This window comes from Vibrio sp. La 4.2.2 (genome assembly GCF_027586995.1).
GTDB classification, from domain to species: Bacteria; Pseudomonadota; Gammaproteobacteria; order Enterobacterales; family Vibrionaceae; genus Vibrio; species Vibrio mediterranei.
Window position 1 is genome coordinate 125,071 of the sequence record NZ_JAPPTJ010000001.1, and the last position, 16,722, is coordinate 141,792.

The following is a 16,722-nucleotide window of genomic DNA, read 5'->3' on the forward strand; positions in this document are numbered from 1 at the left end:
GTCACCTCAAATCTTCTACTATCCGCTGTCTTAACCGCAGACCAATATCGCTGACTGGCCGATAGATATAACTACGCTCGATTAAATCAGGTGCTGGATTGATGATGGGGTCGTTTAGGTACTCTTGACTCAGGTAGGGAGTTACGTTGAGGTTAGGCGACGAAAACCAAGATTCTTCGGCATTCAAAGCTGCGGCCTCAGGAGAAGATAAGTAATCGATAGCTTCGCTCGTTGCTTTGCTCACAGGTTTACCTGCGGGAACAGCAAGGCATTCAAGCCATACCACAGTACCTTCTTCAGGAACCACATATTTCCACTGAACTTCGTCAGAATTGCTCAATTGGTTTAACACATAGTCATCACCAGAAAAGCCAAATGCCATGTAAACATTATCAAGCTTTTTCGGCTCTTGGATCGCTTCTAAAATATACTGCGTAGAACTTAAAAAAGGTCGCTGCTCCTCCAGCAGTTGGTAGGCATGTTGAAGCTTTTCCTCATCATCTGAAAAAGGGTCATGTTTAAGAAACAGCATCGCTGCACCAATAAGATCGATAGGGTGATAGTACATGGAGATCTTATTTTGAAGAGCTTTGTCAGGCATCAACAATGATGCCCAAGATGTCACAGGATTTTGGATCTTGTCACTACGGTACAAAATACCACTGGTTCCCCATGAGTAAGGGATGCCATATTCGCCACACGCCTCCAACCAACGTTTTTCAAATCTATCGGCTATTTGATTTTGAATAGAGCTTATATTTTGTATAGCTCCCTGTTTCGCTAACATCTGTAAACGCACACTTTCAACGACGACCAAATCAATGGTTCGCCCTCTTTCACTAAGGAGCAGTTCATCACGCACCGCTTCGTCAGAAAAGAAGAACTCTTCAATGACAACGTTATGCTTTGATTTAAGGTCATTTTTGACCGTTGGAGAGAGGTAGGCTTCCCAATTGTATAGGTGAACGGTATTACTACTATGCTCCGCAAAAGCAGGCGCAATCATAACAAGAGCAGATAGTACTACTTGTTTAATCACGACCTCTTTTGGCAGAACTTGTCGTTGCATCTGCTAGTCCTTTAGCTTTTACTAACATAATCAGACTAGGACATAGTGTCGATGAATGCGATGCAAACCCTATCTCATTAGTGAGAATGGTTACTTTTGAGTGCTATCCTTCTCTTTTGGGATTGGTAGCGTTTCTAGCTCAGACTCACCCGTCACCATGTTGATTTTAAACAGGTATAAGTTTTCCGGGTCACCATAATGTCTAAAAGTAAATTGGTAACTATGAGCAGGGTAGAAAATGGGAAGCTCTTCGACCATAGCGATACCATAGCCGTCTTGAACCACAATCTCTTGAACCTCAAGAGTTTGCTCTGCTGTTTGTTTCTCACGCTCTCGACTGTACTCGGGAGCAACAGAAGGATTTGTCGGATAGGCTTGTCCATCAAAGCTCATCGTTCTCAGTGAACCATTACTCCAAACGTAAAAGTCTTTCCAACCATTTGTTGTTCGGTCTGAAACGAGAATAGGCTTTCGTGTCACCGTCATTTTGGTAATTACGTCACCCGATGAAGAGAATAGGTAGGCCGTGCAACCGCCAGAACCACAAAAATAAGGATCCTGCATAAGAACAAGCAATTCATCATTGCCATCGTTATTCAGGTCAGTAGCTCCAGCTACGTATTTATAGTCTTTCTCATCAGGATCGAGTTGCTCTGGCTGAAGAATGTCTTCATTCACTAAGCGGTCAACATTCTCCAATGTAAACACACTTGGTCTAGGTTCCTCTGAAGCACTATGAAGACAACCAGTAAGGCCAATCACTAAGGAGCAGAGAATCAATAGCTTTTTTAATTTCAAAATACAGTCTCAAGATAGTCCGTTATTTCCTAAGTGTAAGAAGTTAAATGGCATCTCTCAAGCTATTGATTCAACTATCTTAGTATGGCTCGAATCTTAGAATCACAAAGTATAAACGACGCGAACAGCCAAGAGTATTAAGACAACACCCGACAACTGGTCAATAATTTTCGCTTTCGACTTCAATGAATCTAACAACCTTGGCGATGACAACATAAAGGTAATGAGTGTGTACCAAAGGCCATCGATAATCAGAGGTGTCGCGACAATAATGGCTTTATCTGAGACTTCACTTCCTATCGCTACAAACTGGCTAAATAGTGCAGTAAAGAATAATGCGATTTTCGGGCTCAAAAGTGAGATGAACAACCCTTCCTTTGCCGCTGATGCTACCGATACCTGTTTGCCCGACTCAAGGCGCTCGACAATTCCACCTTTTGAACGAATAGCATTGAATCCTAGCCACGCAAGATAGAGTGCGCCGAGCAATGATATTGTTTTAAAAACAATCGGGAATTGATGCAGCAACACCGACAAACCAAGAACCGTTACCAGTGCATAAACTCCAATTCCGCATGCATGTGCCCATGCTGTTGCCAGTCCATGATTCCTTCCCCCAGCTAAACTGTGTTTTGCGACAATAGCGAGACTAGGGCCTGGGGACATCGCCCCAAGAAGACAGATTGCAACTAAAGATAACCAAACAGTAAAAGTCATAACAGCTCCTCAAATAACTGGAGCCACTTTATCACCGCAACATTATGATTTGAAATCACCATTTCTCATCATCGCAATGAAATCAGATCATAACCATCATATAAGTACTCTTCACCTACTAGGTTACCTAACCGAATACATCGAACTGCGCATGATGGACAACACATGCTCTCTAGTCCAAATGTGCGCGGGCTCATGGTCATATTTAGGGTGCCATATCAGCCAATACTTATGAGTAGGTACAGTAAACGGAATATCAATAACATGTAATTTTTGGGTCTTTTTGAGATTCACCGCGATATGGAGTGGGACGGTCAACAATGCGTCTGTTTGTTGCAATAGCGCAAAGGCTGAAGAGAAAAAAGGCGTTGAAACTAGAATTCTTCGCTTTAAGCTCCGCGCCTTCATTTCTCTATCAAGGAAACTATCCTTATCTCCACCACCCGAGATTCGAATGTGTGGATACGCGCCCAATTCCTGCTCTGTAATTGTTTTAGTACCAGATAATGGGTGGTTCTTTCGAGTCACGATGACTGGAATATCCTCCCCTATTTGCTGAGAACTCAAACCTAAAGGTGCTTCTGGCAACATAGTGGATGCCAATTGAACATCGATTTCACTGAGTTTAGCTAGGTTGTCTGGTTCCCATAATCGGTACGCAAACTGCATCGTTGGAGCCAAAGACGATAACTGTTCAACGAGCTCCGGAAGTATATATTGAGCCACATAGTCAGAAGAAGAAAAGGTGAACGTTTGATCGAACAGTAGTGGATCAAAGTCCGCTTGTCCTAACACCTTGGTAATGTTTTGGAATAAGTCTTCAAGCTCCGCTCCTAATCGCTCAGCACGCGGGGTCAAAACATAATGGTTGCCGTTTCTTACCAACAAAGGATCGTGATAGATATCGCGCAATTGACTAAGCTGACGGCTTACGGCGGATTGAGTCAAGTTAAGCCTTTCAGCCGCGCGACTCACGTGCTTCTCAGCTAACAACACTTCTAGGGTATAGAGAAGATTGAGGTTGGTTTTTTGATTCATTTACTTCGACATCTATTCGTAAAAGAGGTGTCTTCACTTGTCTATCGTGGACATTCTCTTAGCCTGTGAGGATATTAGCTCTACCACAGCGCGGTTTTTCCCCTGCTTTTTAGCAACATACATAAGTCTATCGGCTTCATATAGTGTCTCACACTCCGACGCATCTTCGTACACCGCACAGCCAACACTCACTGTAACTGGTTGGCAGCAGATATCCTTAACATCTAACTCTCTGATAGAACGACAGATATTTTGTGACAGTTGATAAGAATATTCAAATCCTTGATATACATAGACCAACGCAAATTCCTCACCACCAATACGCGCGATGACACAATCACTTTTGAGTAGCGACCGTATAGAGTTCGCAACAGACTTGATCACTTTGTCACCTTGAACATGGCCAAATGTATCGTTGATTTTCTTAAAATCATCAATATCGATAACGATGATCGCAAGATAACCACCAGTATGTCGATACTTCTCGAGTTTTTCTAAAAAATAGCGGCGATTACTTAAACCGGTTAATGCATCGGTTTCAGACAGCACCTTTAATTCTCTATTAGCGTTGGCCAGTTCATTGGTTCTAGTATTTACGGTATAGCGTAGCAAGAGTATATAAATAAACACACCGAGTATGATCATAATGCCAATTATTGGTAATAGATGTTCTGGATAAACAGTCTCTATATGCATCCATCGGCTGAGTATACGCTGGCGTTCATCAACACTGATTTTACTGAAATTAGGGATCAAAACATCAAGCATTGCTGCTTTGTTCTTGGCCACAGCAAAATACAATGCTCCGGAATAAAGATGTTTGACACCGATAAATTCACTTGTGTTCGACGACGTATATAGATAGTAATTCGCAACCTGAAGATCAGCGACAAAAGCACGTATCTGGTGAGAAAAAGCCGCTTGCAATAACTTGGAATTATTATCGAACAAGGTTAATTCAACATTCGGGTAGTTGGTCTGTAAAAACTCAACTTCATAGCTTCCAGAAACTACGCCTACCTTATAATTGTGTCCTCCCATCAAGAACGAATTAACATTAAAAGACTGCAAACTACTATGAAAATAAAGTTGGGTGTCGATTTCAAATATTTCACTACCATACTCAAGGTAATTAGCGCGCGTTTTAGACCACAGTAACCCCGCATGAACATCGGCTTGATTGGTTTTGACTAGATCTAGCGACGATTGCCAATCAACCAACCTAAACTGTACTTCAACACCGTTTTCAATCCCGTAAGCGCGCCAGTAGTCGATGAGGATGCCTGCTGGTTGATTGTTTTCATCAAGATAAGAGTATGGTTTCCATGCTTTCGAATTTGAGATTATAAGAGTATCGGGGCCGCGCTCAATGGCCACAGCACTGTTCGTAAACAGTATCAACGCAACCAGAACAAACACGACTTTGGGAAAGAACACAATTGCCTCTATGATAAACAGCCAACAAGAATGTTATTTATAGTCGCAAAATTCGTGACTTTCCCCTCAAATATTTTAAAGCACGATCAAAATCTCATTATATATATGGAACGCCATTCACTTTTATTAGGTCCTGTCGTGCTCTTAATATTTCTGCCTACTTGTTTAAAGCAAAATCAACAGCAGCTTCACTGTGAATCTGCGTAGTGTCGTATAAAGGAATATTTGTGTGTTCTTGTTTCACTAGCATCGCGATTTCGGTACATCCGAGAATAATCGCTTGTGCCCCGTTGTTTCTTAGATCTTCAATGATCGTTAAGTAACCTTGACGCGAGATATCACGCACCTCCCCTTTTACTAACTCATTGTAGATAACTTCATGAACCAGCGCTCGTTGCTCTTGGTTGGGCACAACTACTTCAATATCGTATTTCTGTTCGAGACGCCCTTTGTAAAAGCTCTGTTCCATAGTGAATGCTGTACCCAACAGGCCTACCTTTGTAATCCCGTCATACGTCAAACGTTCTGCTGTGGCATCAGCAATATGCAACAGAGGAATGGATATAACACTTTCAATTTCTGACGAAACTTTATGCATAGTGTTGGTGCATATCAATAAACAGTCGGCACCCGCCGCTTCGATACACTTGGCAGATTCACTCAAGCATCTAGCCGCAGCGTCCCAATCCCCCTGACGTTGTAGGCTCTCTATTTCCGCAAAATCGACACTATATAAAGCGACTTTAGCAGAGTGGAAACCACCTAGTTCTCGCTTAACACCTTCATTGATTGCCTTATAGTAGTTAGCTGTAGACTCCCAGCTCATTCCGCCTAATAAGCCTATTGTTTTCATATCACCATCCTATTAATACGACACTTTCTATCAAACTAGGTACAAACTAGCCGTTCTGTCATAACTGTACCTTCGTTGTATCATAAATGTCTCAAATCATTACAGAACAATCTGCTTACCCTCTCTATATTAGAACGCCGACCAGTCATTTTTAATGACATAACTACTAAAGTAATGCTGCTTGCCACCGATAACATTTAAAGTTATACAAGACACTGTTCTTATTAACCCTAAAAATAATCATAATTATCAAATCAGTACTGGCTAGCCAATCGGCTATAGGTTTAAGCCAATCTAGGACGTAGTATGAAATTTAGTCACAAAATCGTTTCGGCCTCAGCAGCCTTGTTGCTCGTGACCGTTTCCACTCTCGGAATTACCCAACTTGTTACCGTTCGCTCTGAGTTGCAAAGTCATATTGACGGCAGTATTCATGAGCTTATTACCGGTGTTAAAAACACCATTAATTATGATCTAAACTCCAAGCGCGATTTAGCGAGTGCCGTCACTGAGTCACTAGAAATTGCGCCCACTGAGAATGACTATGTCAACAACGTCATAACAACACCGACACTTAAATCCAGTTTCCAAGCAGTTGGTGTTGGATACGAAAACGACGGTTCCCTATTAAGTAATGATGGATGGGTGCCAGATGCCTCTTATGATTCAAGGTCACGTCCTTGGTATCAAGAAGCTAAGTCGTCGGGAAACACTATCATTACCGATCCTTACGTAGACTCCTCGACAAAGAACGTCATTATTTCTCTGGGTTCACCACTTAATGATGAAACTGGGCGTTTCATTGGTAGCGTAGTATTCGATGTAACCCTAACAACACTCGCAGATCTGGTAAACCAAACCAATTTATTCAACGCTGGCTATTTATTCGTAGTCACAGATAAAGGCATGACTATCGCGCACCCAAACAGTAGTTTAAACGGAGAGCCAATCAGCAAGTTCTTGCCAGGTATTACACTCTCTGAGGGTGTTCAAGAACTGAAGCTTGATGGTAAAGACTATCAGGTTAATCTGGTTCAAGTACCGGAGGAGCACTGGTATGTTGGTGCGATTATCGATAAAGACATCGCTTTCTCTGCAATTGGCGAACTACGAAATCAGTCAATTTTCTTCATTTTGACTGGTCTAGTTGTTAGTGTCATTGCGTTAACGTTACTCATTCGTTTCCTTATGCGCCCATTGAACGACCTCAATACAGCGATTCAAGACGTAGCGAACGGAGACGGTGATTTGACCCATCGTTTGGATACAGATACCGACGAGGAGTTTGCCGAACTAGCAAAAGGATTCAACACCTTTACTGCAAACCTTCAGCAACAGATTATTCAATCTAAAGAGATCTCCACCAAGATTCTTACCCTGACTCAACAAACAACTGAAGGCTCAAAGCACTCGGCAATAGCAATGAATACCCAGTTGCAAGAATTGGAACAACTTGCTACGGCGATGAATGAAATGGCAAGTACCTCCGCTGAAGTTGCAAACAATGCTCAAGGAGCAGCCAGTGCCGCCCAAGCAGCAGACAATGCAACACAGGAAGGCTCTGCTGTCGTTTTAGACACAACATCAGCTATCACCAACCTTTCACACAGTATTGAAGATGCAGTAGTTGAAGTTCAAGGCCTTGAGACGGCAACAGATAACATTGAAACCATACTTAAAGTCATCAACGATATTGCCGACCAGACTAATCTACTAGCACTCAATGCGGCTATTGAAGCTGCTCGTGCTGGTGAATCTGGTCGTGGATTTGCTGTTGTCGCCGATGAAGTTCGCACGCTTGCACAACGTACTCAAGAATCAACGACAGAGATTCGTAGTATGATAGAGCAACTGCAAAGTGGAGCGCATTCTGTTTCTAGCGCTATGACTCAGAGTAAAGAGAGTGCTAGCCTTGCTGTTGAAAGAGCACAAAGTGCAAATGATGCGTTGGAACGTATCCGCCAATCTATAGCGCAGATTTCTGACATGAATATGCAAATTGCTGCGGCTGCTGAAGAGCAAAGCTTAGTTGCAGAGGAGATCAACGCCAACACCATCAAAATTAAAGATCTTAGTGAACAGGTTTCCGATTCGGCTAACAATGCGAACACAGCAATGACCGAGCAGTTTAGTAATGTTCACCAACAAGAGAACATACTCAATCGATTCAAAGTATAACGTCTTTTGATGTCAACCAAGCTCTGCCAATTTGGCGGAGCTTTTTTATCCCTGATGAAAATTGACTCACCAACAACCACAACGCCCTAATGAGTTCTTGGTTATATTACCGCCCAGCAACATCAATCGAAGCAATAACCTATTTTTTCAACTAAACTAAACATAATTATCTATAAAATTTCCACTTAGCCAGTTCAAACAACAAATGAACTGCAAACTATAATTTACATTAACTACAATAACTTTTATAAAGTTCTGCTATTGACAAGGCGATTTCCACATAAAAACTTTGCTTAATTATGCGTTATGTAAGCCACTTGTATTGCATTTTTAGTCAAAACAACCTGATTTTTTGCCGAATTGTTAATAGGTAATTCTGCAATATAATATCCTACGATCTCCTAAAGTGGTGCTAGAAATATGGTTAGCGTCAGAACAAATCCCTACTTTATGCAATGGAGTGATTATTCTAATTCAATAAATAGCGCTATCGAGTCAAGAAAATTTAGAAAATAAAATGACGAACGTTTAAAAAATCAGCAGTTGACAACAATTTGATGACAAAAGTTAGAAAAAAACACTTTTTAGACTTCCAACTCCAATCATAAACTGGTTTACTTGTCACTGATAAAGCGCCTCCACAAATTTTAGAAAGTGTATAAAAATAAATACACAAACTTTTCGGCGCCAAAGTTACGGACAAACACAACAGATTATCGGAGTTATCGTGGCAACGAGTAATACAAACACAGCACCCCGCGACAATTGGGGTTCGAAGCTAGGCTTCGTAATGGCCGCTGCAGGTTCTGCAGTTGGTCTTGGTAATATTTGGAAATTCCCTTACACAGCAGGTGAAAATGGCGGTGGTGCATTCATCGTTATCTATCTTGCATTTGTAATTTTCATTGGCTTTAGCGTAATGTTAACTGAGTTCGCGGTTGGTCGTAAGACTGGTCGTAGTGCAGTAGGTGCGTTTAAGTCGACAGACGGTCGTTGGACTTTCGTAGGTGTCATCGGCGTACTAAGTGGTCTACTTATTATGGGTTTCTACCCTGTTGTAGGTGGTTGGGCTCTAGCGTACGTTCAAAAAGTATCTACTGGTCTTCTAAGTAACCCTGAAGCTATCGGCGATAGTTTCGGTGGTTTCATCACCAACCCAATTCAACCATTGATGTGGATGGGTATCTACTTGCTAATGAACGTAATCATCGTTAGCCGCGGTATTTCTGGCGGTATCGAAAAAGCAGGTAAGATCCTAATGCCAATCCTATTCCTGATTCTTATCATTGTTTCAGTGAAAGGTTTGTCTCTACCAGGTGCAATGGCGGGTATTGAGTTCCTGTTTAGCCCTGATTTCTCTAAAGTAGACAGTGGTGTTGTACTTGCAGCACTTGGTCAAGCATTCTTCTCTCTAAGTTTAGGTATGGGCTGTATGATTACATACGGTAGCTACCTGAAGAAGAAAGAGAACCTTGTTCAAACTACAGGTATGGTTACGGCAATGGACACTGGTGTTGCAATCTTAGCGGGTATCGCAATGTTCCCTGCAATGTTTGCTCTAGGTATGGAGCCAGCAGCTGGTCCTGGTCTAGTCTTCGTTGTTGTACCTCAGCTATTCGCAGAAATGGGCGGTGTTGGTTTAATCTTCGCACTACTATTCTTCGTAGGTCTAACTGTTGCAGCACTAACGTCTTCGGTATCTCTACTAGAAGTAGTTGTGTCTTACCTAATCGATGAGAAAGGCTTCAAGCGTACTACAGCAGTACTCTCTGCAGCTGCAGTAATGGCGGTACTATGTATCTTTGCTTCTCTATCTCTAGGTGGCGTTGGTCCAACATTGTTTGACACTGGTGCATTCGACATCTTCGACCTAATGACAGATAAGATCTTCCTAGCTGTTGGCGGTATGTTGGTGTGTATCTTCGCAGGTTGGAGACTAAGCCGCGAAGAACTTGAGAAAGAAATCACTAACGACGGTGAAGTGAAATTCCCACTATTCGGTCTTTGGTACAACCTAGTTAAGTTCGTAATTCCTGTAGCAGTAGCAATCGTTGCGTTTGCGGGAATCTCAAGCGGCTTCGACAGTGGTAAAGGTCCAATCATGTTAATGGGTATCGGTATCATTGCTCTAACAGGTATTCTTTCGAAGAAACTGTAAGACTTAAACCTTATTGAAAAAGAGGAATCCTAGGATTCCTCTTTTTTTTGTTTAACCCTCCTGTTTAATGTTCCCCTTCCTGCCACTTCACGTTAGACTTTGCGCCCTACCCAAATAACGAGATTATAATGATGCTTTCATCTGCCAAATCTGTCGTAGTACTCGACTTTGAGACCACTGGTCTTTCACCAAATCAAGGCGACAGGGCTATTGAAATTGGTGCAGTTAAGCTAGAAAACGGCACCGTAGTCGATAGGTTTCAATCTCTCATGAATCCGGGATTTCGTGTCAGTGGATTCATCGAAAATTACACTGGCATCAGTAATGCCATGCTGGTTAACGCGCCAAGCTGTAAAGACGTGATGGGTGAGTTTTCAACTTTCATACAAAACAGTAATCTCGTTGCTCACAATGCTTCGTTCGACAAGCGATTTCTGGATGCAGAGCTAGAACTCATCAACGAAAGTTACACGGGGGAATTTGCCTGTTCTCTTCTAGTCTCAAGACGTTTAAATCAGGAAGCTCACTCCCACAAACTCGGCGACTTAGTGGCTTATCATAATATTGCTAATGATGGCATCTTTCACCGTGCTTTAGCCGATGCAGAAGTGACAGCATCACTATGGTTGCTCCTCGTTGATTCATTGACTGAGAGGTTCAAGATCAATGATCCTAGTTTTGCTTTAATGCAAAGACTGTCCAAACAACCGAAAGCATCGATAGCTCAGTTCTTAACAAAACAAGCTGTGTAATTGTTTAGACATAGGTCATTTTCTATATAAAAATCAAATCGTAGTGTGAAATGCTCCTCACTATGTTATGTATAACGTTAGTGTCATTTTTCTTAGCCAGAGTCTCAAATGAATTCAAGTTTTGACCAATTAGTACCCGTTGGTGTTCGTTATATGGTGCTCTCCGCACTTGGCTTCGCCTTGATGTCGGCGTCAGTAAAATACGTCAGTACTTATGGAATACCTGTCTTTGAGATTGTGGCAGCTCGTGCCCTTGTCTCATTGATACTCAGCTATGTTGATGTGAAAAGGAAAGGTATCTCGATCTGGGGTAACAATAAAAAGCTGTTGTTTGCTCGTGGTGTCATGGGGTCGCTTGCCTTAATTTGTGTCTACTATGCCGTGACGACCCTTCCATTAGCTGAAGCAACAATATTACAATACATTCACCCTGTTTTTACCGCGCTACTTGCCTTCTTATTCTTGAAAGAGCGTGTGCAATTTTCGACCTTTATATGTATTTTGCTGAGTTTGTTAGGTCTATACACCATGGTCAGTCCTACATTGGGGGCTAACAGTACCGAGCATTTACCCTTATTCAGTGTTGGTGTGGCCTTACTTGGCGCATTAGGGAGCTCTATCGCTTATGTTATTGTGAGAAAACTAAGCCAAACTGAAGATAGTTCAGTTATTATTTTCTACTTCCCTCTCGTTGCACTCCCTTTATCGCTATTACTGATCGGTGACAACTTTGTGATACCCGATATGCACCTTACGGTTATGCTCATACTCGTAGGGATCTTCACCCAAATAGGACAACTTGGGTTGACTAAGGCAATGCAAACACAAGCAGCAGGTAAAGCATCCGCTTATTCCTACATTCAAATAGTGTTCTCGATATTGCTAGGTCTTGTTCTGTTTAACGAGCTGCCATCGATATGGACTTACTTAGGCGGTGCACTCATTGTTTTAGGTGCGCTAATCAATGTCTTTGGGAAAAATCTGCGATTGCCTTTCTTACGCTCTCGCTAGAATTAAGGTTGCTAGGCTTGGCTTCGGTTATCCCGAAACGACTGGTTTAGCAACCAAACTGAAGACCATAGAATGGCAACTGCGATAATTGAACGTAACCAATAGATCAACATACGTTTTATCAAGGTATGATAAGCCGAATAAACGATTATTGAATATGAATAACGTGAAGAACTAACCTCAAACTTCATCTCATTGACATCAGGCTCAACCGGGTTCCTAGAGTAAGTGGAGTTGAGGTCACCATCCAACTTAAAGGCGTAGTTAGCGTAAGGCAGTGTTGGCTCCAACCAATACCCTACTAAGCGTCGTGGGTTCACGTAAGCAAAGAACCGTTTATCACCATCATCGATATCAACAACCAGCGATGTTTCCGGAAAATAACTGGTTAACAACGACCAACCAATGAATACATCGGTATTTGATTCACCACGCCAATACTTTTGATGCAACGAAGTCTTGCCAAACATACTGCATACAAAAGCACCATCATCAGACTCACGGATATATCCGACTGCTCGAATTCGTTCATTTTCGTAAGCTAGGTTGGCATAGTCGTGCATCAGTGAGTCTGGACATGATTCATCGTAGGGCACTTGTCTGATGACCGAGACGACCTCATCGATGCGTTTATCGACACTGAGTACCGAGGTCTGAGCGCTTGCTTTTATCTCATTTGAGATATGTAAATAAGCTAAACCACCACTAAGAAGTAAGGCAAGGACCAACACGTAAGCTGTCTTTGCCCATGGGAAGTTATAGGTGTTCATAGGCATCTTGGTCGCTACGTAGTCTTGAATAAATATCAACGGTAAAAACAGCACCAAAGACGATAAACCCGAGTACTGATAAACGTATGAAGAAGGTTTTAATTCTGTTGGTCAGCAATCCCATAGTCTTAGTCACTTTGATCTCAAACGGATAACGTTCAGAAGCTAGCGAGGTAGACAGCTCTTTTCCGGAAAAAGCACTTTGATTTCGGTCTAGCAAGACATTGGATGACTTTGGGAAAGACATGGTAATGCGTGCATCATTATTGTAAGGCTCAATCCACCATCCTAGGATGACCCTAGGGTTAATAGTACCAATCACAATTTGATCACCACGATAAACCGCTAGAGCGAACGAGAGGTCACGACGAAACTCTGTTACATGAAGACGAGCAAACAGTACGTCCCCTTCTTGTCTCGCGTCCCAAAATGCTTCATCAATAAGCCGTTCGTGAGCACCAAAATTACTACAATAATTGGGGTCGTCATTTACTGTGTTGGCAATCACAATTCCCCGTATCCCAGTGCTATTAAATACGTGGTGAGCCAGCGCAGTTTGAACGTCAGAGGTGCAGGTTTCAGCAATAGGTATGGCACGTAACTCAGACTCTATCTTAGATAGATGGTCGTCGATTCGACCAACAACTTGTTCAGCATCACAACTCAACTCCTCTCGAAAGGTCATCATTTGATAGACGCAACCGATGAGCAAGGTGTAGAGAAAAATCAGAGAAAGGTTCTGCCAAGTCCGTCTGGTTACCATATGTATCAACAGGAAGTATATTAAGACAAGAAATCATAACACTCGATAAATATAAGTTTCTTTATCTCAACTCAATATTGTGTCTTCAGGTTTCTCAGCTACCGAGAATTTTTGCGAATTTCTGCTATCTCATCACAACTAATATTCAAAGATTCGAGAAATTCTTGGTGCGCATCTGGCTGCATTCTTTCAAACTGTCGATGCCAATTCGCCATGTCTTCTTCGTTAAAACCGGAGTGTTTCATAATCTCAACCCACTGTGTTTTATTCATGGAATTGGTCTCCAACAAATTAGGCTCTTCTAGCGCAGTGAGAATCGCTTTCTGTTGGCTTCGCAATGCCTCTATTTCTCTTTCCAGTGCATTGAATTGGTCTCTCAAGGTCTGCTCTTGTATTTGATCTCCTTGCCTATCGAGCAAAGAACTTATTTCTTGAATTGGTAGCCCGAAAGAGCGATATGCGAGGATACTCTTAAGCCTTGAGACCTGTTTCTCTCCATACCAGCGGTACCCATTGCCTGCACGATGAGCAGGAAATAAAAGACCTGCGCGTTCGTAGTAGAGGATAGTAGTTCTCGATATCTTACATTCTCGCGCCAATTGAGTAACGGTCAACATTTTTACTTATTCCTGTTCGTGAATAATTTTGGAACACATACGCTCAGAAAGAGCAGAACAACACCGATTATCGCTAGTTGGTTTGGTGTTTCTGAAAATAGTAGATAACCAATACCCATAGCGTAAATAATTTTCACGTATTCGACATTGGAAACCACGTTTGCTGCGCCATATTTATAAGCGCTGACGCCAAACCATTGAGCGATTGATGAAATAACACCGACACTAACCAAAAGCAGTAACTCATTCCAACTTGGCCATACCCAATCGAAAGTGGATGGAACCAACGCCAAAATACCTACGAACAACGCTTGGTATGCCAAAAGAGCGAGTTTAGATTCAAGTTGCGCAATCCGTCGAACACATATCGCCGCAATCGCCGCTCCCATCGACGCCACTAAACCTAAAACTATATAACCCAGCGACGTATCATCAAAACTAGGTTGTACGATCAACATGACTCCGGAAAATCCTAATATCAGCGTCAATATGCGGCTCATAGAAAGCGTTTCACGTAGAAATAGCCTCGCTAGTAAGGCAACAAACAATACACGTGTGAAACCAAGTGCAGTCGCATTCGCTAGCGGGATTGTGCTCACCACGACAAAGCCAATAGAGAGAGCAGTAAACGCTCCTAGAATTCGAAAAGTATGCAGTTTCAAATGGGTTGGTTGCCTTAAACTGGCAAAGTTAATAACAATAGCTGGCATAAGCAATGTCAAAAACACTAACTGGCGAAACAGTAAAATTTGAAACACGCCTATCGAGTCACTGAGTAGGCGAACGATAACGCCAACAACAGTAAAAAGTGCTGTAGACACTAACGCCAATGCGATTCCTTTCGTCGTCGGAGACCATTGAGTTGTGACCTTGTACCAGAATGATTGTGTGGGAAAATTTATAGACATGAGCGCCCTCTTACTAATAAGAGCACGAAGCCTAAACCCTATACCAGTAGACGGGTCAATCTAGTCGCTGAAAGAACTTAACATTAGAACTATTGTACTTCTCTGCGGCGCTGCATTCTTTCAGCGCGCTCCGCTTCTTGCTCTACCAAGATTTTTTCATGTGCCTTGAAAAATGGTAGATAGATAAAATACGAGTTAAGCATAGCAAAGCCGACCATAAGAGCATTCACCACGCTACCATTGGCTGCCCACGCTGCTCCTATTGGCGCCGGTACTGACCAAGGAATCATCAATACCACTCGGTCCAATATCTCTGCTGAGGTGAGAAACCACGCCAAGGTGGCATTGATCATAGGCACCATTACAAACGGCACCAAGAACAGGGGATTCATAATGATTGGGAAGCCAAAAAGAATCGGTTCGTTGATATTAAATATCGCTGGAATTGCGCCCACTTTACCAACCGACTTCAATTGATTTGACCGACTCTTAATCGCCAAATAAACCAATGGCAAGGTTGAACCAACGCCGCCCACTAACAAAAAAAAGTCCCAAAAAGCAGGCAGATAGATATGCGGTAGCACCGCCTCACCAGCTTCTAATGCCGTTTGGTTTTCGAGGAGGTTCGACATCCAAAATGGATTCATAATCCCGGTTATGATTAATGCTCCATGGATACCCATAAACCACAGCAACTGACAAATTAAAATTGATACCAGTACAGCAACTAAACTGTCTGACGCAAGCACTAAGGGCCTAAAAAGCTCTTCAATCAACTGAGGAAAATGCACACCAAACTGAGCTTCCAACGCAACGTTAAAGGTTGAAATGGTACTGAGCACCACGAATATTGGGATCATCAGTTTGAAGCTTTGAATCGTAAGGATGGGCACATCTTCAGGCATCTTGATATACCACCCTTTTCGAATAAACAACCTAACCACTTCAATAGAGTAAATACTCGCGATTAGCGCAGTAAATAATCCAGACCCGCCGAGATATCTGACGTCCTCCTGTCCATTCAGATAGAAACCAGCCAACATCAGAAAGGCCATACAACCCGTCAATCCCGAGAGTCGTTCAGGTAGTTGATAACTTTTTGCCAAACTTGCTGAGACACCAAACGACACAATGAGCCCAACAACTCCAAGAGTTAATTGATAGGTAGGCAATAGAATAGGTCTTAAGGTGTAAGACATGTTCAGCCAAGCGACTGACATCCATGACTCTGGGTTGGCAAACGGAGGGAAAATAATCGGGACAAACATGCATCCGACAAAAATAAACGGCATCGCCAACTGGAAACCATCACGCATTGCCATCAAATGCTGACTACGCATAAGCAATTTAGCAATGGGGTTCATGAACTGCTCTACCTGATTGGCAAACAGTCTCATTACAGAGTGGTTCATCTTAGTTACCGAGTGTCGAGATCCGGGCAAGAATAACCTAATACTCAATAGTGCGGAAACTTCGTATCCAAATCTGATGACTTCAGCACACTTTTCGACTCTTGGTCGCCGTAAATACATTCAAAATCAGCTCTAACCCTTCCCGTCATTTCAGATGTTCATAACGTTTTAAGGTCAGCATAGTTTTGTTTCACATGCTGTTTCCAGACCATTGATAGTTCGTTAACTGAGTCACGAAAAA

Annotated in this window: 15 protein-coding genes; 4 read left to right on the forward strand and 11 right to left on the reverse strand. The window is 42.4% G+C overall.

Annotation, left to right across the window (positions count from 1 at the left end; genetic code table 11):
- Nucleotide 1: 1 nt before the first annotated feature.
- The 6 genes from OH456_RS00525 to OH456_RS00550 all read right to left on the reverse strand — a co-directional run bounded on the left by OH456_RS00525 (nt 2) and on the right by OH456_RS00550 (nt 5,912).
- Nucleotides 2-1,069 (reverse strand): ABC transporter substrate-binding protein, encoded by a 1,068-nt coding sequence (locus OH456_RS00525; protein WP_124941894.1) that lies wholly within the window; start codon nt 1,067-1,069, stop codon nt 2-4.
- Between the two features lie 90 nt (nt 1,070-1,159).
- Nucleotides 1,160-1,867 (reverse strand): hypothetical protein, encoded by a 708-nt coding sequence (locus tag OH456_RS00530; protein ID WP_242456562.1) that lies wholly within the window; start codon nt 1,865-1,867, stop codon nt 1,160-1,162.
- Between the two features lie 102 nt (nt 1,868-1,969).
- On the reverse strand, nt 1,970-2,584 hold the full coding sequence (locus OH456_RS00535) for a LysE family translocator (RefSeq protein ID WP_006070556.1): 615 nt from the start codon (nt 2,582-2,584) through the stop codon (nt 1,970-1,972).
- A 123-nt stretch (nt 2,585-2,707) separates the two neighbouring features.
- Entirely contained in the window at nt 2,708-3,622 is a 915-nt protein-coding gene (locus OH456_RS00540) for a LysR family transcriptional regulator (protein ID WP_124941893.1), read from the reverse strand.
- 33 nt (nt 3,623-3,655) lie between these two features.
- The gene (locus OH456_RS00545; protein WP_198558759.1) at nt 3,656-5,059 is read right to left on the reverse strand and encodes a sensor domain-containing diguanylate cyclase; all 1,404 of its coding nucleotides are present in this window, start codon (nt 5,057-5,059) and stop codon (nt 3,656-3,658) included.
- Nucleotides 5,060-5,216: 157 nt separating this feature from the next.
- Nucleotides 5,217-5,912, reverse strand: coding sequence for an aspartate/glutamate racemase family protein (locus OH456_RS00550; protein WP_198558758.1), 696 nt, complete (start codon nt 5,910-5,912; stop codon nt 5,217-5,219).
- 306 nt (nt 5,913-6,218) lie between these two features.
- Here OH456_RS00550 and OH456_RS00555 point away from each other — a divergent pair, with 306 nt between their 5' ends.
- The 4 genes from OH456_RS00555 to OH456_RS00570 all read left to right on the forward strand — a co-directional run bounded on the left by OH456_RS00555 (nt 6,219) and on the right by OH456_RS00570 (nt 12,011).
- On the forward strand, nt 6,219-8,090 hold the full coding sequence (locus tag OH456_RS00555; protein WP_236109616.1) for a methyl-accepting chemotaxis protein: 1,872 nt from the start codon (nt 6,219-6,221) through the stop codon (nt 8,088-8,090).
- A 727-nt stretch (nt 8,091-8,817) separates the two neighbouring features.
- Nucleotides 8,818-10,248 (forward strand): sodium-dependent transporter, encoded by a 1,431-nt coding sequence (locus OH456_RS00560; protein ID WP_038222077.1) that lies wholly within the window; start codon nt 8,818-8,820, stop codon nt 10,246-10,248.
- Between the two features lie 128 nt (nt 10,249-10,376).
- The gene (locus tag OH456_RS00565) at nt 10,377-11,000 is read left to right on the forward strand and encodes a 3'-5' exonuclease (protein WP_270032581.1); all 624 of its coding nucleotides are present in this window, start codon (nt 10,377-10,379) and stop codon (nt 10,998-11,000) included.
- Nucleotides 11,001-11,108: 108 nt separating this feature from the next.
- The gene (locus OH456_RS00570) at nt 11,109-12,011 is read left to right on the forward strand and encodes a DMT family transporter (RefSeq protein ID WP_171389527.1); all 903 of its coding nucleotides are present in this window, start codon (nt 11,109-11,111) and stop codon (nt 12,009-12,011) included.
- Between the two features lie 11 nt (nt 12,012-12,022).
- Here OH456_RS00570 and OH456_RS00575 read toward each other — a convergent pair whose 3' ends face one another.
- The 5 genes from OH456_RS00575 to OH456_RS00595 form a co-directional block, all read right to left on the reverse strand.
- Nucleotides 12,023-12,781 (reverse strand): CSS-motif domain-containing protein, encoded by a 759-nt coding sequence (locus OH456_RS00575; protein ID WP_270032582.1) that lies wholly within the window; start codon nt 12,779-12,781, stop codon nt 12,023-12,025.
- Nucleotides 12,768-13,544, reverse strand: a complete 777-nt coding sequence (locus tag OH456_RS00580; RefSeq protein WP_270032583.1) for a CSS-motif domain-containing protein — start codon at nt 13,542-13,544, stop codon at nt 12,768-12,770. Before OH456_RS00580 ends, OH456_RS00575 begins: the two co-directional genes overlap by 14 nt.
- A gap of 98 nt (nt 13,545-13,642) precedes the next feature.
- Nucleotides 13,643-14,161 (reverse strand): MerR family transcriptional regulator, encoded by a 519-nt coding sequence (locus tag OH456_RS00585; protein WP_006069014.1) that lies wholly within the window; start codon nt 14,159-14,161, stop codon nt 13,643-13,645.
- 2 nt (nt 14,162-14,163) lie between these two features.
- Nucleotides 14,164-15,069 (reverse strand): DMT family transporter, encoded by a 906-nt coding sequence (locus OH456_RS00590; RefSeq protein WP_270032584.1) that lies wholly within the window; start codon nt 15,067-15,069, stop codon nt 14,164-14,166.
- Nucleotides 15,070-15,158: 89 nt separating this feature from the next.
- Nucleotides 15,159-16,481: a PTS sugar transporter subunit IIC gene (locus OH456_RS00595; RefSeq protein ID WP_038221529.1), complete on the reverse strand. Its 1,323-nt coding sequence runs from the start codon at nt 16,479-16,481 to the stop codon at nt 15,159-15,161.
- Nucleotides 16,482-16,722 lie beyond the last annotated feature (241 nt).

Excerpts from the sequence above, each read along its gene's own strand:
- OH456_RS00525 (WP_124941894.1), bottom strand. The coding sequence starts at position 1,069 with ATGCAACGACAAGTTCTGCCAAAAGAGGTCGTGATTAAACAAGTAGTA.
- OH456_RS00535 (WP_006070556.1), bottom strand. The coding sequence starts at position 2,584 with ATGACTTTTACTGTTTGGTTATCTTTAGTTGCAATCTGTCTTCTTGGG.
- OH456_RS00540 (WP_124941893.1), bottom strand. The coding sequence starts at position 3,622 with ATGAATCAAAAAACCAACCTCAATCTTCTCTATACCCTAGAAGTGTTG.
- OH456_RS00550 (WP_198558758.1), bottom strand. The coding sequence starts at position 5,912 with ATGAAAACAATAGGCTTATTAGGCGGAATGAGCTGGGAGTCTACAGCT.
- OH456_RS00555 (WP_236109616.1), top strand. The coding sequence starts at position 6,219 with ATGAAATTTAGTCACAAAATCGTTTCGGCCTCAGCAGCCTTGTTGCTC.
- OH456_RS00565 (WP_270032581.1), top strand. The coding sequence starts at position 10,377 with ATGATGCTTTCATCTGCCAAATCTGTCGTAGTACTCGACTTTGAGACC.
- OH456_RS00570 (WP_171389527.1), top strand. The coding sequence starts at position 11,109 with ATGAATTCAAGTTTTGACCAATTAGTACCCGTTGGTGTTCGTTATATG.
- OH456_RS00575 (WP_270032582.1), bottom strand. The coding sequence starts at position 12,781 with ATGAACACCTATAACTTCCCATGGGCAAAGACAGCTTACGTGTTGGTC.
- OH456_RS00580 (WP_270032583.1), bottom strand. The coding sequence starts at position 13,544 with ATGGTAACCAGACGGACTTGGCAGAACCTTTCTCTGATTTTTCTCTAC.
- OH456_RS00585 (WP_006069014.1), bottom strand. The coding sequence starts at position 14,161 with ATGTTGACCGTTACTCAATTGGCGCGAGAATGTAAGATATCGAGAACT.
- OH456_RS00590 (WP_270032584.1), bottom strand. The coding sequence starts at position 15,069 with ATGTCTATAAATTTTCCCACACAATCATTCTGGTACAAGGTCACAACT.
- OH456_RS00595 (WP_038221529.1), bottom strand. The coding sequence starts at position 16,481 with ATGAACCACTCTGTAATGAGACTGTTTGCCAATCAGGTAGAGCAGTTC.